The organism is Nostoc edaphicum CCNP1411 (assembly GCF_014023275.1).
GTDB classification, from domain to species: domain Bacteria; phylum Cyanobacteriota; class Cyanobacteriia; order Cyanobacteriales; family Nostocaceae; genus Nostoc; species Nostoc edaphicum_A.
Genome location: NZ_CP054698.1, coordinates 990301 through 1005532 on the forward strand (window position 1 = coordinate 990301; position 15232 = coordinate 1005532).

The 15232-nt window shown below is 42.6% G+C and carries 23 protein-coding genes; 14 read left to right on the forward strand and 9 right to left on the reverse strand.

The genetic code is table 11. The features are described from left to right. Positions 1-15: 15 nt before the first annotated feature. The 4 genes from HUN01_RS06865 to HUN01_RS06880 form a co-directional block, all read right to left on the reverse strand. Positions 16-303, reverse strand: coding sequence for a hypothetical protein (locus HUN01_RS06865; protein ID WP_181930647.1), 288 nt, complete (start codon positions 301-303; stop codon positions 16-18). Positions 304-515: 212 nt separating this feature from the next. Then, positions 516-818 (reverse strand): hypothetical protein, encoded by a 303-nt coding sequence (locus HUN01_RS06870; RefSeq protein WP_181930648.1) that lies wholly within the window; start codon positions 816-818, stop codon positions 516-518. A gap of 2 nt (positions 819-820) precedes the next feature. After that, a complete protein-coding gene (locus HUN01_RS06875; RefSeq protein WP_181930649.1) occupies positions 821-1021 on the reverse strand; it encodes a hypothetical protein in 201 nt (66 codons plus the stop codon). A gap of 66 nt (positions 1022-1087) precedes the next feature. After that, a complete protein-coding gene (locus tag HUN01_RS06880) occupies positions 1088-1312 on the reverse strand; it encodes a hypothetical protein (protein ID WP_181930650.1) in 225 nt (74 codons plus the stop codon). 94 nt (positions 1313-1406) lie between these two features. Here HUN01_RS06880 and HUN01_RS06885 point away from each other — a divergent pair, with 94 nt between their 5' ends. Continuing rightward, entirely contained in the window at positions 1407-1760 is a 354-nt protein-coding gene (locus HUN01_RS06885; RefSeq protein WP_238846041.1) for a KGK domain-containing protein, read from the forward strand. A 77-nt stretch (positions 1761-1837) separates the two neighbouring features. On the opposite strand, the gene HUN01_RS06890 is transcribed toward HUN01_RS06885, so the two are convergent. Continuing rightward, positions 1838-2314: a hypothetical protein gene (locus tag HUN01_RS06890; RefSeq protein ID WP_181930651.1), complete on the reverse strand. Its 477-nt coding sequence runs from the start codon at positions 2312-2314 to the stop codon at positions 1838-1840. 327 nt (positions 2315-2641) lie between these two features. Here HUN01_RS06890 and HUN01_RS06895 point away from each other — a divergent pair, with 327 nt between their 5' ends. The 9 genes from HUN01_RS06895 to HUN01_RS06930 all read left to right on the forward strand — a co-directional run bounded on the left by HUN01_RS06895 (position 2642) and on the right by HUN01_RS06930 (position 7654). After that, positions 2642-2986, forward strand: coding sequence for a hypothetical protein (locus HUN01_RS06895; RefSeq protein ID WP_181930652.1), 345 nt, complete (start codon positions 2642-2644; stop codon positions 2984-2986). A 105-nt stretch (positions 2987-3091) separates the two neighbouring features. Beyond that, positions 3092-3457, forward strand: a complete 366-nt coding sequence (locus HUN01_RS06900) for a hypothetical protein (protein ID WP_181930653.1) — start codon at positions 3092-3094, stop codon at positions 3455-3457. Between the two features lie 76 nt (positions 3458-3533). Beyond that, positions 3534-3740, forward strand: coding sequence for a hypothetical protein (locus tag HUN01_RS06905; protein ID WP_181930654.1), 207 nt, complete (start codon positions 3534-3536; stop codon positions 3738-3740). Then, positions 3740-3862, forward strand: a complete 123-nt coding sequence (locus HUN01_RS35990) for a hypothetical protein (RefSeq protein ID WP_257798110.1) — start codon at positions 3740-3742, stop codon at positions 3860-3862. The genes HUN01_RS06905 and HUN01_RS35990 overlap by 1 nt, the downstream gene beginning before the upstream one ends. Further along, positions 3852-4214 (forward strand): hypothetical protein, encoded by a 363-nt coding sequence (locus tag HUN01_RS06910; RefSeq protein WP_181930655.1) that lies wholly within the window; start codon positions 3852-3854, stop codon positions 4212-4214. Before HUN01_RS35990 ends, HUN01_RS06910 begins: the two co-directional genes overlap by 11 nt. Next, positions 4211-5461 carry a hypothetical protein gene (locus tag HUN01_RS06915; protein WP_181930656.1) on the forward strand — a complete coding sequence of 417 codons (1251 nt, stop codon included), beginning with the start codon at positions 4211-4213 and terminating at the stop codon, positions 5459-5461. The genes HUN01_RS06910 and HUN01_RS06915 overlap by 4 nt, the downstream gene beginning before the upstream one ends. A gap of 332 nt (positions 5462-5793) precedes the next feature. After that, positions 5794-6132 carry a DUF2031 domain-containing protein gene (locus tag HUN01_RS06920; RefSeq protein WP_181930657.1) on the forward strand — a complete coding sequence of 113 codons (339 nt, stop codon included), beginning with the start codon at positions 5794-5796 and terminating at the stop codon, positions 6130-6132. 14 nt (positions 6133-6146) lie between these two features. After that, positions 6147-6500 (forward strand): hypothetical protein, encoded by a 354-nt coding sequence (locus HUN01_RS06925; RefSeq protein WP_181930658.1) that lies wholly within the window; start codon positions 6147-6149, stop codon positions 6498-6500. Next, positions 6497-7654 carry a site-specific integrase gene (locus HUN01_RS06930; RefSeq protein WP_181930659.1) on the forward strand — a complete coding sequence of 386 codons (1158 nt, stop codon included), beginning with the start codon at positions 6497-6499 and terminating at the stop codon, positions 7652-7654. The genes HUN01_RS06925 and HUN01_RS06930 overlap by 4 nt, the downstream gene beginning before the upstream one ends. Positions 7655-7717: 63 nt before the next feature. Here HUN01_RS06930 and HUN01_RS06935 read toward each other — a convergent pair whose 3' ends face one another. Further along, on the reverse strand, positions 7718-8809 hold the full coding sequence (locus HUN01_RS06935; protein ID WP_181930660.1) for a nucleotidyltransferase domain-containing protein: 1092 nt from the start codon (positions 8807-8809) through the stop codon (positions 7718-7720). A 186-nt stretch (positions 8810-8995) separates the two neighbouring features. Next, positions 8996-9229 carry a Nif11-like leader peptide family natural product precursor gene (locus HUN01_RS06940; protein WP_181930661.1) on the reverse strand — a complete coding sequence of 78 codons (234 nt, stop codon included), beginning with the start codon at positions 9227-9229 and terminating at the stop codon, positions 8996-8998. Positions 9230-9735: 506 nt separating this feature from the next. On the opposite strand from HUN01_RS06940, the gene rplU reads away from it, so the two are divergent. Continuing rightward, on the forward strand, positions 9736-10143 hold the full coding sequence (gene rplU, locus HUN01_RS06945) for a 50S ribosomal protein L21 (protein ID WP_181930662.1): 408 nt from the start codon (positions 9736-9738) through the stop codon (positions 10141-10143). 34 nt (positions 10144-10177) lie between these two features. After that, entirely contained in the window at positions 10178-10474 is a 297-nt protein-coding gene (rpmA, locus tag HUN01_RS06950; RefSeq protein ID WP_069071599.1) for a 50S ribosomal protein L27, read from the forward strand. Positions 10475-10961: 487 nt separating this feature from the next. Here rpmA and HUN01_RS06955 read toward each other — a convergent pair whose 3' ends face one another. Continuing rightward, positions 10962-11288: a hypothetical protein gene (locus HUN01_RS06955; RefSeq protein ID WP_181930663.1), complete on the reverse strand. Its 327-nt coding sequence runs from the start codon at positions 11286-11288 to the stop codon at positions 10962-10964. Between the two features lie 326 nt (positions 11289-11614). Between HUN01_RS06955 and HUN01_RS06960 the strand changes: the two genes are divergently transcribed. Together HUN01_RS06960 and tnpB are read left to right on the forward strand one after the other, a co-directional pair. After that, positions 11615-12349, forward strand: coding sequence for a hypothetical protein (locus HUN01_RS06960; RefSeq protein ID WP_181930664.1), 735 nt, complete (start codon positions 11615-11617; stop codon positions 12347-12349). Between the two features lie 130 nt (positions 12350-12479). Further along, complete coding sequence (tnpB, locus tag HUN01_RS06965; RefSeq protein WP_238846043.1) at positions 12480-13715, forward strand: IS200/IS605 family element RNA-guided endonuclease TnpB; 1236 nt, start codon at positions 12480-12482, stop codon at positions 13713-13715. Positions 13716-14209: 494 nt separating this feature from the next. On the opposite strand, the gene HUN01_RS06970 is transcribed toward tnpB, so the two are convergent. After that, complete coding sequence (locus HUN01_RS06970) at positions 14210-15043, reverse strand: metallophosphoesterase (RefSeq protein WP_181930665.1); 834 nt, start codon at positions 15041-15043, stop codon at positions 14210-14212. Positions 15044-15232 lie beyond the last annotated feature (189 nt).

A 15232-nucleotide genomic window follows, 5' to 3' on the forward strand; every position in this document is an offset into this window, starting at 1 on the left:
AAATAGTTTGTGTACTTAAAAAGGGATGCCATCAATGATGCTGTGGTCTACTTCTATTCCTTGTATTTTCATGTAATTGATAAATTCTTGAATGGCAGCATGAGGGGCATTTGTAGCTACGCCAGTGGGGAAAACAAATGACAATCGGATTATGCGTAATTCATGTGCCCATTTTGGCAAGCAAAGCATTAGGTTGAGACGTGCTGCTTCAAGCTCGAATATGAAGCGATTGAAGTGGGGTGAGTGCATTGCACCCCACTGCCAAAATCTAAAAATTATCGCTGTTGAGTTCGGTTTTTTCATTGGTGACGGGTTGGTGACGGGTTGGTGACGGGTGAGGTGACGGGTGAGGTGACGGGTCAGAATCCTTGCTGTGTAAGGTGGTGACGGGTTGGTGACGGGTGAGGTGACGGGTGAGGTGACGGGTCAGAATCCTTGCTGTGTAAGGTGGTGACGGGTCAAGCCATAATTAGCCAATTTTTTAGGCAACTGCGATCGCACTTTCAAGTTCGGTTTTAAAAAGGGTCGATCGCAATTTCGAGGCAGCCATTTATCCACTGGCTAATATCGCTAACGCTAGAAAGTGAATTAGCTGATTGCCGCAGCGCTGCTAGCTCATCTGGAAATCCTCCTGCTGCATCCCAGCAAGGGGCGTTGATGTAATGCTGGCAGTATTCAGCGATTAGGCTGATTTCTTCGGGGGAGAGTTTGTGAGAACTAAAAAATCTGAAGATTGCCGATCGCAATTTCCCTGATGTTTCATCCTTCCAGTTCAGCGGCAAGCCCATTGGTGGGCGGTAGATATTAGGTATTCGCATTTTCACCCCTCCAACTCTGGGTAGGGATGATGAGCGATCGCAGATGGCAGGACGTAACAGCAGACAACTTCCCAGTACACACCAGGGGCAAAGATGGTAAAGACTCTTTGACCCCAGACAATTACTTCGGGGTATTTGTTTTGGGAAAGAATTTCTGACTCATGGACAAGATTTCCTGTGGCTGTTTTAAGAGTGACTTTCATGTTGATTGGGCATTGGGCATTGGGTATTGGGTATTAGTTGGGAGTTAGGAGTTGAGCGATCGCACTTCAAGCAGCAGTGAAGTCAACGTAATACTCAGTCCCAACAGAAAATTGAGCCGATGCCGCAGGGTTGGTGATTTGCAATGTAATGTTACCTGCTGGTGTCGCTTGCCAAAAGAGGAGATTCTCTTGATTGGGTGGGTTGGTGGTTACTGGGGTGAGGATAACTTCTGCTGTCTGGGTTTCGTGGTTGAGAATATTTTGCTGGCAGGTGAATTTAGCTCTAATCATTGGTTTTATTCGTTGGTGGTCAGGGAAAGATTAGGGAAGGCGGATCGAGTTGGCGCTTGATCCGCCATTTTGTTTACCTAAAGAGAAAATCGAAATGAGTGATAAATATGAGCTTGGCTACCCTGAAGATAGGGCTGGCTTGAGCGATCAAGATGTTGTGTCTAATTCTGGTGGTCTTTGTTTTGGAACCCCCGACATGGCTAAGTTAAAAACATTAACAGAACGTATTCGTTCTTGGGCACATGGGACGGGTAAGTATGCCACCGCTGAATTTAAATGGTTTACAGAAGAAGGGTTTAAGTGTGAGGTTTTGCCAGTTAAGGGTGGAGGCTGGATAAAAGGAAGATTCCGATTTCGACTTGAGTTTGTTCCTGATGAACCAGAGGTGATACAACCAACAGATCCAAAGTCGCCACTCGCTGACCTCCGATCGCACCTCGATGTCTAGTCACAGATGCGTCGCCTGCTGAGAATAGGCGACATATCCATGAATAAGCCGTCCTTACCAGAGTAGGTAGGACGGCTTTATTCGTGATTATCTTCGCTGGGCGGTTGAGACTTACCCTCGCTCGAAACTAAGTTATAAATTTCTTCCTCAAGCTCCTGAACCTCTCTTCGGAAAGTTTCTTCTTCCTCTTTACTGTTATCAAGCTGAGATTCAAGAAGACCCTGATGTGCTTTGAGATATGAAAGATGCTTGTATTCAATACGTTTGAGGCGCTCTAGGATTTTCCCAGCAGGACTTCCTCCGAGTTTACCCGTTCTCCCAGGGGTATTTTTCGTTGGGCAATTAGCCTGATCAAGTCTGATCTGTTCAATCCCATTGAATGAGCTTGAATCCTGAAATTTTCCCAATCTTTCTCGCTGATCAGAAATGTTGCTCGAATTGAGTCTTCTGCCAATTTCTTGGGTCTGGCCATTTTTCCTTACCACAACAATACCCCTCATTTTAATGTATGAACAAAACTCTTCTATATGAATAAAATGCTTGACAGGTTTCATTCATACAATATACTAGCATTAGTTATATATGAAAGTAACAAGTCACGTCCACCCCAAACCAGGCAGAGATAGCAGCCTGCCAGCATTGAGCAAATACCAAAGACCTGCTAGGGGAAGCGAAAACTTACAGATGGCAACTGAAAACTTACAAAGGACAACCAAAACTGACAATACGTAGCCTTCATCCATGCTGAATGTATTAAGTAAAACTGCATTTACCCGTAAGTCGTAGCGTCGCTGGGTTAGCAGTCATTAAAAATCCAGAGCAAGAAGCCCTGGACATCCTAAATCGATTCGGTAAATAAAAACATTGAAAGAGGGGACAGCATGAATCTAACAGAAATTAACCGACTAGATATCCTCGCCCATATAACAGGGAGCTTTAACCGCGCTCAAAACACTGGGCTAAATTGCCTAATCTTTCTTGCGCTGCGGGAACAGACCACCATTGCCTACCAGAAGAAAGAATGGGGATTTGAGGATATACCCCAACAAATTATCGTTTGGTGCGATTCTCTCGAAGAAAATGACCTGATTGAACTAGGAACCGACATTGCAGCCGGCTTACTAGAGGAACTTGTCACCGATTCCAGAGATGCACAAAAAGCTAAAAGACCTACTGTGCAAGCAATTGAGCCACAAAATCAACCCACTTTATTGAGCGACTACTAACGCACTATCGAGCAAGTAATGAAGCACTCGTGACTAACTAATGAGGCACGATCGACCAACTAATGAAGTACTTGTGACCAACTAATGAGGTATTCGTGAGCCACTATGACTGACCAACAAACCACAGATCGAGCCATTACCAACGGCAAATTAGCCAGTAGAACTGAGCGTAAAGGCAAACCACGAGAGTGGAAAGAAATGGCAGAAGATCCACTTTCCGAGGGGTTCGATCCCCACCAAGCTGAATACGTAGTAGGTAGAACTCAGGTAGGCTTTAGCACCCTAGAACCAGGACAACTGTTTTCTCGCTCGAAAAGCGGTAAAACCCTTTACGTAAAACTGAATGACGGGCGGGCGGTTTGTCTTGATACCCGTCAAGCCATTGAAGTTAGTCCACAGAAGCGAAAGACTTGGCAGATATGGATTGTAACCAATTTCAATTCAACTACTGCAAGTAAAGCCGATTTTTAAAGGCGATCGCCGTCCGCATCAGGTTAGCAATCGCCGTCGTCGTGCGGCTACCAAGTAAACCACACACATTCAAATTATGCCAGAAGACATCAACAAATCCTACGTCCAGCGCTACGTTGACAAAGCCAGATCAACAGAAAGTGAAGGCGAGAAAAACAACTGCCTCTACCGTGCCGGGACTCACATGGAGGTAATCGACTGTAATGGGGATGACAACCTGACCTCAGAACAGAGGCAGGCAGTACTAGATGCCGCCGACAAATTGCTAGGGGGCAGTAAGTAGTGAACCAAGCAATCATTCTTATTTGCACCATAGCCGCTTTAGTAATTGCGATCGCAGCACTGTGTAAGCAGCAAAGCGATCGCCCTTTCTACCTCAAAATCGAGGTGCAGTATGGCAGATGAGCAAAAAATAGTAGTTGAGGTTCCGAGCGATCGCGGTCACTACTCCCCAGTTCCCAGTCCCCAATCATCCAAATTGGAGGAATTTAAAAAGGGGTGGGTGAATGCGATCGGGCTGCCAGACAATCTGCCAGACTTAGCTTATACCCTTGCTTCTACAGTGGCGATTCCCGCTTTGTTAAGTAGCTGTTGGGTGAGTATCCCCTTTCCTGGATTTATCCGGCTGGGAGTTTTGGGAGTATTAGCGATCGCTGGAATCGTCACCCTTTACTTGCGGCAAGCCGTGCCAGAGGTCAAAGATATTTTGCTATTGCGGGTTGGGTTAGTCGCTGTGGGGGTACTGCTAGGGATATGAGCAGTGATTTACACCCTTCCCAACTGCACCAACACTTACAGATGTACACCTGTGCCAAGTGGTCATTTTGGGGGAGCTTGGCTGTTAGCTGTGGCTTATTGTTCTTGGGGGCAAGTCAAAAACCAGAATCCAAGCCGTGGATATTGGGGGCATCAGTTGGCGTTCTCGAAGTAGGTCGCAGACATCGCCAAACAGCCAAGCTACTACAAGAATCACTTGGCGACATCGACCGAGCATCACGGCTCAACTTTCAAGCATGGGCAAAAGCTAACACTCAACCGACAGCACAGTTAGCGCTGACCGTTGGCAGCATCGATGTCAACTGGAAACCTGATAATCTCATTACAGATCCGGTCGAGTACATCCAGAAAAAGCAGAAACACGTTGCTTTAGTCGGTGGCACGGGCGACGGGAAGTCAACCTTTACCCAGTATCTATCCTCCAAAATCGGCGGTCGAGTTGTTGCCTATGACAGCGACGCTAAACCAGATGATTGGTCATGGCTGGATCAGAAAGATGTCATTGGCAGAAAGGGCAACTTTAAAGCCATTAACACCGCGATGGGTAAAGACTTAGAAATTCTCGAAGACCTAGTTCAGCTTAGGGGTGAAGGAGGGGATAACGCGATCGCAGGTCGTGAGAGATTCCTAATTGCTGAGGAGTTCCCCATTTTGGTGGACGAGTGCGACCACGCTGCTACTTGGATCAAGCGTCATGCCAAGCGAGGAAGGCGATACAAACAGTTTGTCTGTGCATTGGCCCAGAACGACACCGCCGAAAACTTCGGCTTGCAAGGTGATAAAGATACCCTTTACAGCTGCTTCTGCCTGGTGCGTTTAGGGCAGTTTGGGCGCGACTACGCCAGGACTAAATTAAAAGATCCTCAACTAGAGCAGTGGTTGAAAGCTGGAGGGAAAAGGCGGTTTATGGTCGATGACTGTCCTTGTGAACTTGACCTAAGCAACTGGGGAACAACTGCGATCGCACAGCCAGAAACCTCCTGCGGGGGAAACGAGGAGGTGCGATCGCAGCCAACAGCCATGAACGAGTTTGAGCAATTTATCCTTGATTGGGGTCAACAGCACCCAGGAGAGGTTTTAAAAGCCAGAATCCTGCTGCAAGCTAGCCGCTTGTTTGAGGGTATGCAGCCGGATGAAGTGCGAATTATCTTTGCTTCTATGGCTGATAGGCAGCTAGGGGAAGTGGAAGGAAATGGCGATCGCTTGGGCTGGAGGTGGTCAAAGTAATGTCTACAGTTTGCCTACAGTTCGTCTACAGGCTGTAGGCAAAGCTTTACAGGCGAATTGGTTATCCAGCTTCAAATACTTTGAGAGTTACAACCAATGCCTAAGACCTAATCACTAATTGAGTTATAGACCGTCTACACCGTCTACAATTTTTGAACCGCAAAATTTTGGCTGTAGACGGCTAAAATCTTTCCCAGAACGGGTTTTAGCAATTGTAGACAAAATTTTAGGGGTTTAAAAAACTTAAAAAATCGAAACAATTTTTAAATCTGCAATGACTCAAACAAGTTGCGGTACATTCATGAGAAGTTTTTACAAAATTGGAGGAATTCATGGAAGTTAAACTTATTGCTTACAAACGAGTCTTAAATTTAGGAAATTACGAAAACAAGCACTTAGAACTCTCTGCTGAAGTTCATGAAGGAGATGATTTTGAAGCTGAGATTTCCCACTTGATGGAGGTAGTAGAGCGCAAAATTAGAGAACCAAAAGAAACTGACATTGTGAATCGGATTAACAGTTTGGAGACAAGATCCAACAATCTCAGGCAAGAAATTTCTTATCTTCAGGAGAAATTAGGAGAACTCAAAAGTAAAAATGACAATTTAACTGAGGAGGAGCCAATCCCGGATGATATCCCTTTTGACATTGATACTACTAAGGATTTTTGAGTTAACAAAAGTCTATGAAGAAGACCGCTAAATACTCAAAAGCCTGCCAGATATTAACCTTCCCACACCAGCTTCAAGAGCAGCTTTACTCTGAGCTAAATCGATTAGGTTGGTATTGGCAGGCTGGGAAGAAGGAATGGGAAAGAGATAATACCCCAGCCAAAGCAGCAACTAAATTAGTCAGAGTTCGGGTCTGGGCTGCTAAAGAAAGCGTGGAAGATGCAGCAGAACTATTTTTAGAAAGTGCTGAAGGTAACGGGCTGAGATTAATAGAAAAATCTGCACCCTACCCATGTCGTCCGCCGAATCAATTAGAAAGCAGAATTTATTTGACTTTTGAAGATATTAATAACTCTGACGAATTATGACTGAAGATAAGTGGATTAGCTCCGATCCACGGTCAGACAAACTCTTACTGCGGTTTCGAGTCAAAGGCTTTTCTAAGCAATTTCAAATATCTACGGGGTTAAAAGACCTTAAACGCAATCGCGATATTGTGCGTTTACGCCGGGATGCCATAGCAACCGATATTTCATTGGGGCACTTTGATCCCACTTTGAAGAGATATCAGTTTAGTCCCACTGCGATCGCAACTCCCCTAATTTCCCTTCCCCCAAAAGGTGAATGCGACTTAGGGGAGTTATGGGAGATGTTTACAGAATTTCAGTCTAGGCAGATAGAAGCAACCACAATCTACTCTACTTACAGAGTGGTAAGCAGAACTATCGACCGGCTGCCATCGCGCTCACTTTTAGACGCGCCAAAAATCAGAAATTGGCTAATGGAGAACACAAGTCAGTTTATGGCTTCAAAATATTTGCTCCGATTTGACCAATGTTGCCGTTGGGCTTTAGAGGAAGGAATCATCACAGCTAATCCGTTTGAAAGCCTCAAAAAAATTAAGAAAATCAAGAATAACACCGATGATTGTAGGGCTTTCACCATTGAACAGCGAGATGCAATCATCGGAGCTTTTGATGCTGATGACCGATGCAGTCATTACGGCAATCTCATAAAGTTTCTCTTTTGGACTGGTTGCCGACACGGTGAAGCCTTTGCTCTTACCTGGAAAGATGTTTCGAGAGATTGCTTGCAGATCAGCATCTCTAGATCAAAGAACCTTTTGGGGATAGAGAAAGGCACAAAGAACGGTAAAAGCAGAATATTTCAGTGCAGCGCCGGAGCTAAATTGCATGAACTACTGCTATCGATGAAGCCAACAGCATCAGGCGATTCCCGTATCTTCTCAACAAAAAGAGGCTGTCCAATGACTAGTTCGGCGTTGAGCCATGCTTGGAACCGAGACGGGAAAAACCAGACCGGAGTAGTGAGGAAGTTATCAAATCAAGAAATAACTCCCTACTTAAACCCTTATGCTACCAGGCACACTTTTGCAACTTGGGCGATCGCGGCTGGTAATTCGCCTGACAGAGTTGCCTACTGGATCGGAGACGATGTAAGTACGGTACTTCGCTATTACGTTCACCCAGAGGCTACCAAGGGCGAATGCCCAGATTTTTGATGATTTATTCCTGAATCAAAAATAGAGCGCCTGCTACTCATCCGCTACTCAAAACACAGCCTATCAATGCCATCCGTGCATTTCCACCAATTCCATACACAACTCATTAATTTGATCTAAATCAGGTTTATGAGGTAGGGCAGATTGTTCGCAAACAATTTCCATTTCGGCAACCAAATCTTCTGCCGTTTTCATCACCTGCTCATAAGAATATTCACCCTTTAAAATAGCTTTTAAATCCTCAACATCACCAGCTATTCTTCTATCTACAATCACTTCACCGTGCCGTAATATTTCTACTCCACTGCGTAACAATCTAATGCAGTGCATCCCATGTTTGAGGTCAAAACCCGACTTTCTTTCCATTTCTGCCCTAGCCGGATTTCTATTCTCTTGCCAAGATAAGTAAGCCTTCCATTCTCTTAAAGCTATTTGATAGCTTTGACTTTTCTGAAGCAGACGAATAAAATCTTTACGGCTATTGGTTAACTTTTGGGTATATTCCAAAGTTTCATCGGGTAAAGTATATTGTTTTAAGACTCCTTTAAAATCAATATCTGCTGTCAGCAACTCATATAATTGTTCTGCTTCTTCCAAAAACTCAATCCGTCCTCTGATTAAGTTATAAAGATACTCCAGAAAAGCATTTAGCTCATCTTTGCTCAGAGGTGCTTCGTCTTCTATAGCGAAGTCAGATGGTATCGGTTTTTTTTGCGGTGGTTTTAATAACCACTTACGATGAGTTTCCATCTTTTTGATTTGGGCAAAGGCATAACCAGTGTAAGTATGTTTTACCTTTTTACTCAAAAATAACTGTTTATGATTAATTAAATGCTGTCCTACTGTGTTTAAAAAAGGATAGTTATTTAACCAGAGCAATTCTAAAACATTGGGATTCGCTCCGGCTAATAATTGGAGGATTTTTCTTAATTCATATATAACTGTGTCTTTGTTACCATCAACGAATGGAAATATTCCTGGTTCATCCCAACCAGTATCTTTTTGTTCTATGCGATCAAATCCCAAGTAGTATCTTTTGGGTGCGATAAATACTCCCCGATAATCCAAGTCTGAATCAGGACGATTTAAACCATAGCCGTGACTACCAGCCAAACCAATTAAAATAGTTCTTTGCTCAACTTCTATTCTTTTCATATCACCTGATTAAAATATAGTCATCCTAACTCATGAGTTAAGCAGGTGGGGAGATGGAAAGTAGAATTACTACATTTAACAGGAATGCCCCTAAAGGAGATGATGCAACGGTATCCCCTTGAGGAGCAAAACTTGCCAATTCAGTTGTTCCTATACTTTTGCTTTTCTAGAGCAGGAATTATCTAACTATCTAGGATTAAGGTGGCGTCTAGTCCCCCACCCTGGATTGACAATGGCGGCTAAATCTTCTTCAGACAACTTGTTGATTTCACTGTCCAGTTCTGTGATGGTGAAATCATAGCCGCGCTCTTGAGCAATCTTGATAAAAGCTTCTGGATTAGCTGTTGCTTTGAGTTTTTGTTGTAATGCTTGATCTGCTTTTACGGCTTGAAAAAGTCGGGCAGCATTTTGCTGTGTCATGACAATCCATCTCCTGTTTGAAATATCAGGTTTGAATGTGGTAATTTAATTCCTGGAGATTCACTAACTTCTGTAAAGATGTAAAGATTTTATAGATTTAGCATCTGATTACAATTTTAAAACGAAGAAGAAAAATGTGTTGATTTTGACAAGAAAGTATAACTTTTAAGTTAATACTTATGTTACTTTTTGATAAAACTCAGCCCTAAGATAGTAGTAATTTTTATCTAAAAAGTATTTATTCCGACTTGTAAAATTTTAGATATGGGAGTTTTCCCCTTGTCACCCCATCTCAAGAGTTTCCTTGTCCTCTTTGTTGACTAGATGCCAATGCCAAATCCAAAAAGCTTATTAAAGCTTGACTTAATACCTGTTAATAAAATAGTATGTTAGATTGTCTGTCTAATTCCTGCTCGGATCAGGTAGACATATTACAAAGGCTGGCAAAAGCGTCTTTATAAGAGATAAAAACCAGCTACCTGTACGGCAACCTCAAGGACAATTCCATGACCTACGCAATTATTGAAACTGGCGGCAAACAAATACGAGTAGAGCCAGGGCGGTTTTACGACGTTGAACTGCTTGCGATCGAACCAGATGAAAAAGTTACAATAGACGCTGTATTACTCGTGCAGCACGATGGTGAAGTCACCATTGGACAGCCATTAGTAACAGGTGCGACTGTAGAAGGGACTGTAATGCGACATTACAGAGGTCGTAAAGTCCTGGTATACAAAATGAAGCCGAAAAAGAAAACCCGCAAAAAGCGGGGGCATCGTCAGGAAATTACCAGACTTATGATTGACTCCATCACCCTTAACGGTGCAGTGTTTGCTGCCCAAGGTGAAGCGGAGAAGGAAACCCCCGTTGTAGATGAGACTCCTGCCGAAGAAGTTGAAACTGCTGTTGAATAATAATAATTAAGAAGAAGATACAAAAGAGGAAATCATGGCTCATAAGAAAGGAACAGGTAGTACACGCAACGGTCGTGATTCTAATGCCCAACGTCTGGGTGTAAAGCGTTATGGCGGTCAAGTTGTGCGTGCAGGAAACATTCTCGTGCGTCAGCGTGGTACTAAATTCCACCCTGGTAACAACGTCGGTATTGGTAGCGATGACACTCTGTTTGCTCTAATCGACGGTGTTGTAATGTTTGAGAGAAAAGGCAAAACCCGTAAAAAAGTTAGTGTTTATTTACCCATAACTGCTGTTGAAGCAGCTCCTGCTGAGGCAGTAGCAAGCTAGAGTGTGAGGGTGGGCATTGTTCCATTAGTGTCAACTTAAGGTTAAAACCCATTTGTCAACGATAGGTTTTGTTAGGAACGAAGTATAAAGGTGAACTTTTTTCTGACTTTTATACGCAATCTGGGAGTGATGCTAATAAACAAAGCATTAATAGTCCCTGAAAAAGTTCGTTTTTTGTCCCTTTAAAACCAAATTTTTAAGCATAAATGCTTATTGACATAGGAAGTTTGAACTTAACTTGACACCTATGGCATTATTCCCCACCATCCTCACTAGTTAACACTGGCATAATGGCCAAATTTGCATAAATATTCCTAGCAGTTGCTCAAAAGTCGCTTTGTTCCAGAAGTATTAAAGCGCAAAGGTTATTCATTAATAGAAATATACACAAATAAATTGGATTGCGTAGCTTGCCGTCGTAGGCATCAATCTATTTTTGCTAAGTCGCGTTCGTTCACTTCAGAATGAGGTTTAGCTGAAAGAATACTTAAGTTAAGCTATGGCTGACGTACCATAGATACCTGAGAAAATGCTGAGAATTAGGGACTTCCAATACCATCAACATCTTCCCTCCCAATACTGCACCTGTTTTTTCGTGAAGTTGCCCCAAATGTTTTTTGACTGCTTCTAATGTCGATGCATCTGTAATCCAGACTGCACCGAACGATGATGCCACAGATGCCCACATTAGTGAAATTTCGGTTGGATTTTTCTTGGCTGCTAGACGCTCTACAACTTGTTCAAACAGCTTGATAAATAACTGAGCAAGTAAGCTCTCTAAGCGTTGAGATAACGCTTGCCGACTCACTGACATTGCTTCTACCCACAAAACTAGCAAAATTATCCCGCAAATATGTAACGCCGAAAATTGTAAGTAAGGGTGACGAAGAGATGAACGTTTAAGCACTTAAACCAATTTGCAATTACGTTTTGTGACCTCTTTCTCTTGGTTAAGTATTAACTTCCTACAGATAGAGCCACTTGCCGATCTCAGAGGTTATCCTGAGAATCACCAACAGTCGCGTAGCAAATAAAACTCAACATTTATCAGCAACATATATTTTTTAACTGAGTAAAACCTCTTGTTTTTACAAAGCTTTAGTTTGTCAATATTAATATCGAAGAGTGAAATCAACAGCTATGCCTATTCCCAATGAACGCGAAAGCCAAAACAGTGAATTTAAGCAAGAATCTTACACTGATGCTAATGGTAATACTCACACTGACTTGACGCAAACCACTGAAACCGTAAAGAACAGCACAGCTAATCCCAACTCGTACACTAACGGTTACGTACAAGGTAGAAATACTGAGCGTAGCAATCAGCAAGCAGATTTAGCCCAGCGTGATGAAAACAATGCTAGTGGTGGTTTGCTGTTGGGTATTATCATTACTTCCCTGCTTGGTTTAGTTGTAGGTGCGGTTTGGTACTTCAACCAGCAGAATAACGCAGCCGTTGACAATACTGTGCCAGTCGTGGTTCCTGTACCAAGTAATAGTAGTGCAACACCCAGTGCATCTCCTCAACCACAAACGACGATAATCGAAAGAATTAGGGAAGTACCTGTTCCTATTCCTGCTCCACAACAGCAGGTTACACCTCCGTCTGCACCTCGCCAACCAGACATTAACATTACGATTCCACCCCAGCAACCTGCGGCAGAAAAAGCACCTTCTGTAACTCAGCCAACTCCCAATGCGTCACAGAGCCAGACCACGAGTCCATCTAGTAATACTCCGACTTCGCAGGGCGATACTTCTACTAAGACTGTCGCTCCAGACACGACAAGCGATACCTCTAAAACCACTCCACCTACATCTAATAGCGGTTCTTCTACCGCAGGTGATGCTACTACAGGTGGTTCTGCTCAATAACCGCTCCTGAATTTTCAGCCCACTTGATGTCTTCAAGCCGCACACTCGTGACTTCAAGTCATGAGTTAGGCGCTCTATATTAGGTGTGAATTTGTGTTAAAATTTAATGATATTCAGCAAATTCAAGAAATTGTCATCCATCCAAAAAGCATTTAAAGTTACTCTCATACCCACGCATAATCAAGAAGTCTTAATCAACAAGACAATTGGTTGTGCCATATATGTGTATAACCGCTTTTTGGCACTAAGACAGGAGTTATATGCCACGGAGCAGAAGACATTAAACTATAATGCTTGCAGCCAGCAGCTAACTCTACTCAAAAAGGAGATTGAGTGGTTGAATGTTGTAGATAAATTTGCTCTGCAAAACTCACTCAAGAATTTAGAGACAGCATACAAAAACTTTTTTGCTGACTTGAAGAAGTCTAAAAATAAAAAAGGTGTCGGCTTCCCCAAGTTCAAAAAGAAGCATAGTTGCAAGCAGTCTTACAAAACGAATCTTACTAACGGTAATATTCAGGTAATCAAGAATCGTTTAAAGCTTCCGAAGTTAGGGTGGGTAAGGTTCCACAAATCCCAATACATTACTGGGAAGCTTGTCAACGTTACTATTAGTCGCACTTCATCTGGCAAATATATTGCTAGTATCAATAGCGAAACTGAGATTGAGAAACATCCCCAAGTTAGTCAAAATATTGGGATAGACTTAGGCATAAAATCTTATCTCGTTACTAGTGATGGGGAAGTTGTAGAAAATCCAAAATATTACAGAACTCAAACTCGTAAGTTAGGCAAGGCACATAAGAAACTATCCCGCAGTGTAAGAGGTAGTAGTAATCGAGTCAAAGCGAAAATCAAGCTGGCTCGTACATACTCACGAATTACCAATCTCAGAGATGACTTTCTGCATAAATTGTCAACTCGTTTAATCAAAGAAAACAGCATTATCTGTATTGAGGATTTACGAGTTGCCAATATGGTCAAAAACCATAAATTAGCCCTGAGTATTTCAGACGCTAGCTGGTCAAAATTTGTCGCCATGCTTGAATACAAAGCTCTGTGGCATGACAGAATTGTGCAGAAGGTCGGGACATTTTATCCATCATCTCAGACTTGTAACTGCTGCGGTTTTGTAAACCCATTAGTTAAAGATTTAAATCTGCGCGAATGGTCTTGCTCTAGTTGCAATAGCTATAATTTGAGGGATAAAAACGCAGCACTTAACATATTAAGCGAAGGTTTGAGATTATTAACCGCCGTCGGTACGCCGGAGGTTATAAAAAGCGCCTGTGGAGGAATTGTAAGTCCTGAACTAATTCAGGCAGAGTTCGTTGAAGCAGGAATCACGCGACTTTCAGTCGTGTGAGGTTCAAAATGCTGGCATTAACGCCAATATGTAACAAGTGGGGCAATTTTTAAGCAATATTTCAGAATTATTGCGATAAGTTAATGGTACTCAAGTTTAGTAAAGATGTACCGTAGCCGAACAAACACGATGCTAGATTAAGAGCAAGGTACAAACAGGTTAAAAGTTAAACGAAAAGTTTCAAGTTAGAGCCTGTGCCTCCTGCTCTAATGTTCTTGCGATCGCTAGCTTGGTTGTGGCATCCATTGAATGTGTTTGCCTTGAGTTCAATGAGTTGTTTTGGAGGTTTTAGAACGCACAGCCAGAAAATGCCTGCCTAGTTGGAATGTAAGGATGTGCAATTCTGAGTAGAGCGATCGCGAATGCTGTCCACCTTAGTTGAGTTAGTTATTTCTGAATTCTCCAATCTTCAAGAAACCGCCTCAAGCTGCTGATACCTATCCATCGTAGCTTCTGGCGGTTTCTGCTTTGAGTTATTAAAAAGTTCAGAATTGTTAATGACTAATTAAGGTAATTACAGTTACTTCTGGCGGACAAAATAAACGTCCTGGTTTATAAGTTCCTAAACCACGATTGACATATAGTTGATTTTCTTCTACCTTGTGAAACCCTTGTGCCCACTCCCAATATCGCACTACTTTCGAGCAGTCTCCCAGGAAAAATGTTACCCAACGCCGCAATTTTTTGGGAATTTGTTTGAGTAGCTTTTTGTAATAGAGTACTAGGGGGCCAATGCCCGGAATTACGATGTGACCACCGTGAGTATGACCAGATAGTTGCAAATCTACGCGCCATTGTTGCAATATCTTGGCTGTATCTGGGTTATGGGATAAAACAATACGGGGTATAACAGAATCTAGTTGATTCATGATTGGTGCGGGGTAAAATTCCCGTGACCAATAATCAGCTAGTCCCACAAGTGGTAATTCTTTTCCTAGTGGATAGGCGATTTCATTCCAAAGCACATGCACCCCAATGCTAGTTAAAGCCTGTGTAACTTCTGCTTTGGAGTGGCTGTAATAGATATCGTGGTTGCCAAGTACGGCGTAAATACCACAGCGACTCTGCAAATGTTTTAATCGAAGCACCAGTTGGTGAATTGGCATGGGGTCATCAGTTACGTAATCACCAGTTAATAGAATTAAATCTGGTTCAGCTTCGTTAGTAACTGCGATCGCTTCTTCAAGCATATCTTCCGATAGCCGCAAACCATCGTAGTGAAAATCTGACAACTGCACTAGCGTTGTACCTTGTAAAGATGCAGGAAGTTGTGCAATCTTAACCGTTATTTTATCTACTCTTAAATGTCCCGTAAACAACCAATGCATAAGGCAACCGATACTCCTCATACCAGCGCTTACAGCTTACCAAAAATTAAAATGTAACTTGATAAAATGCAATAATTTATGTCATCTACTGTAGATACAATTAATTCATTGATTTGAATTATGTCTGTCAGGTACTCATCAGCCAGAATACCTGCTGTAATTGCATTCTTTTATATTGAATTTTGAATT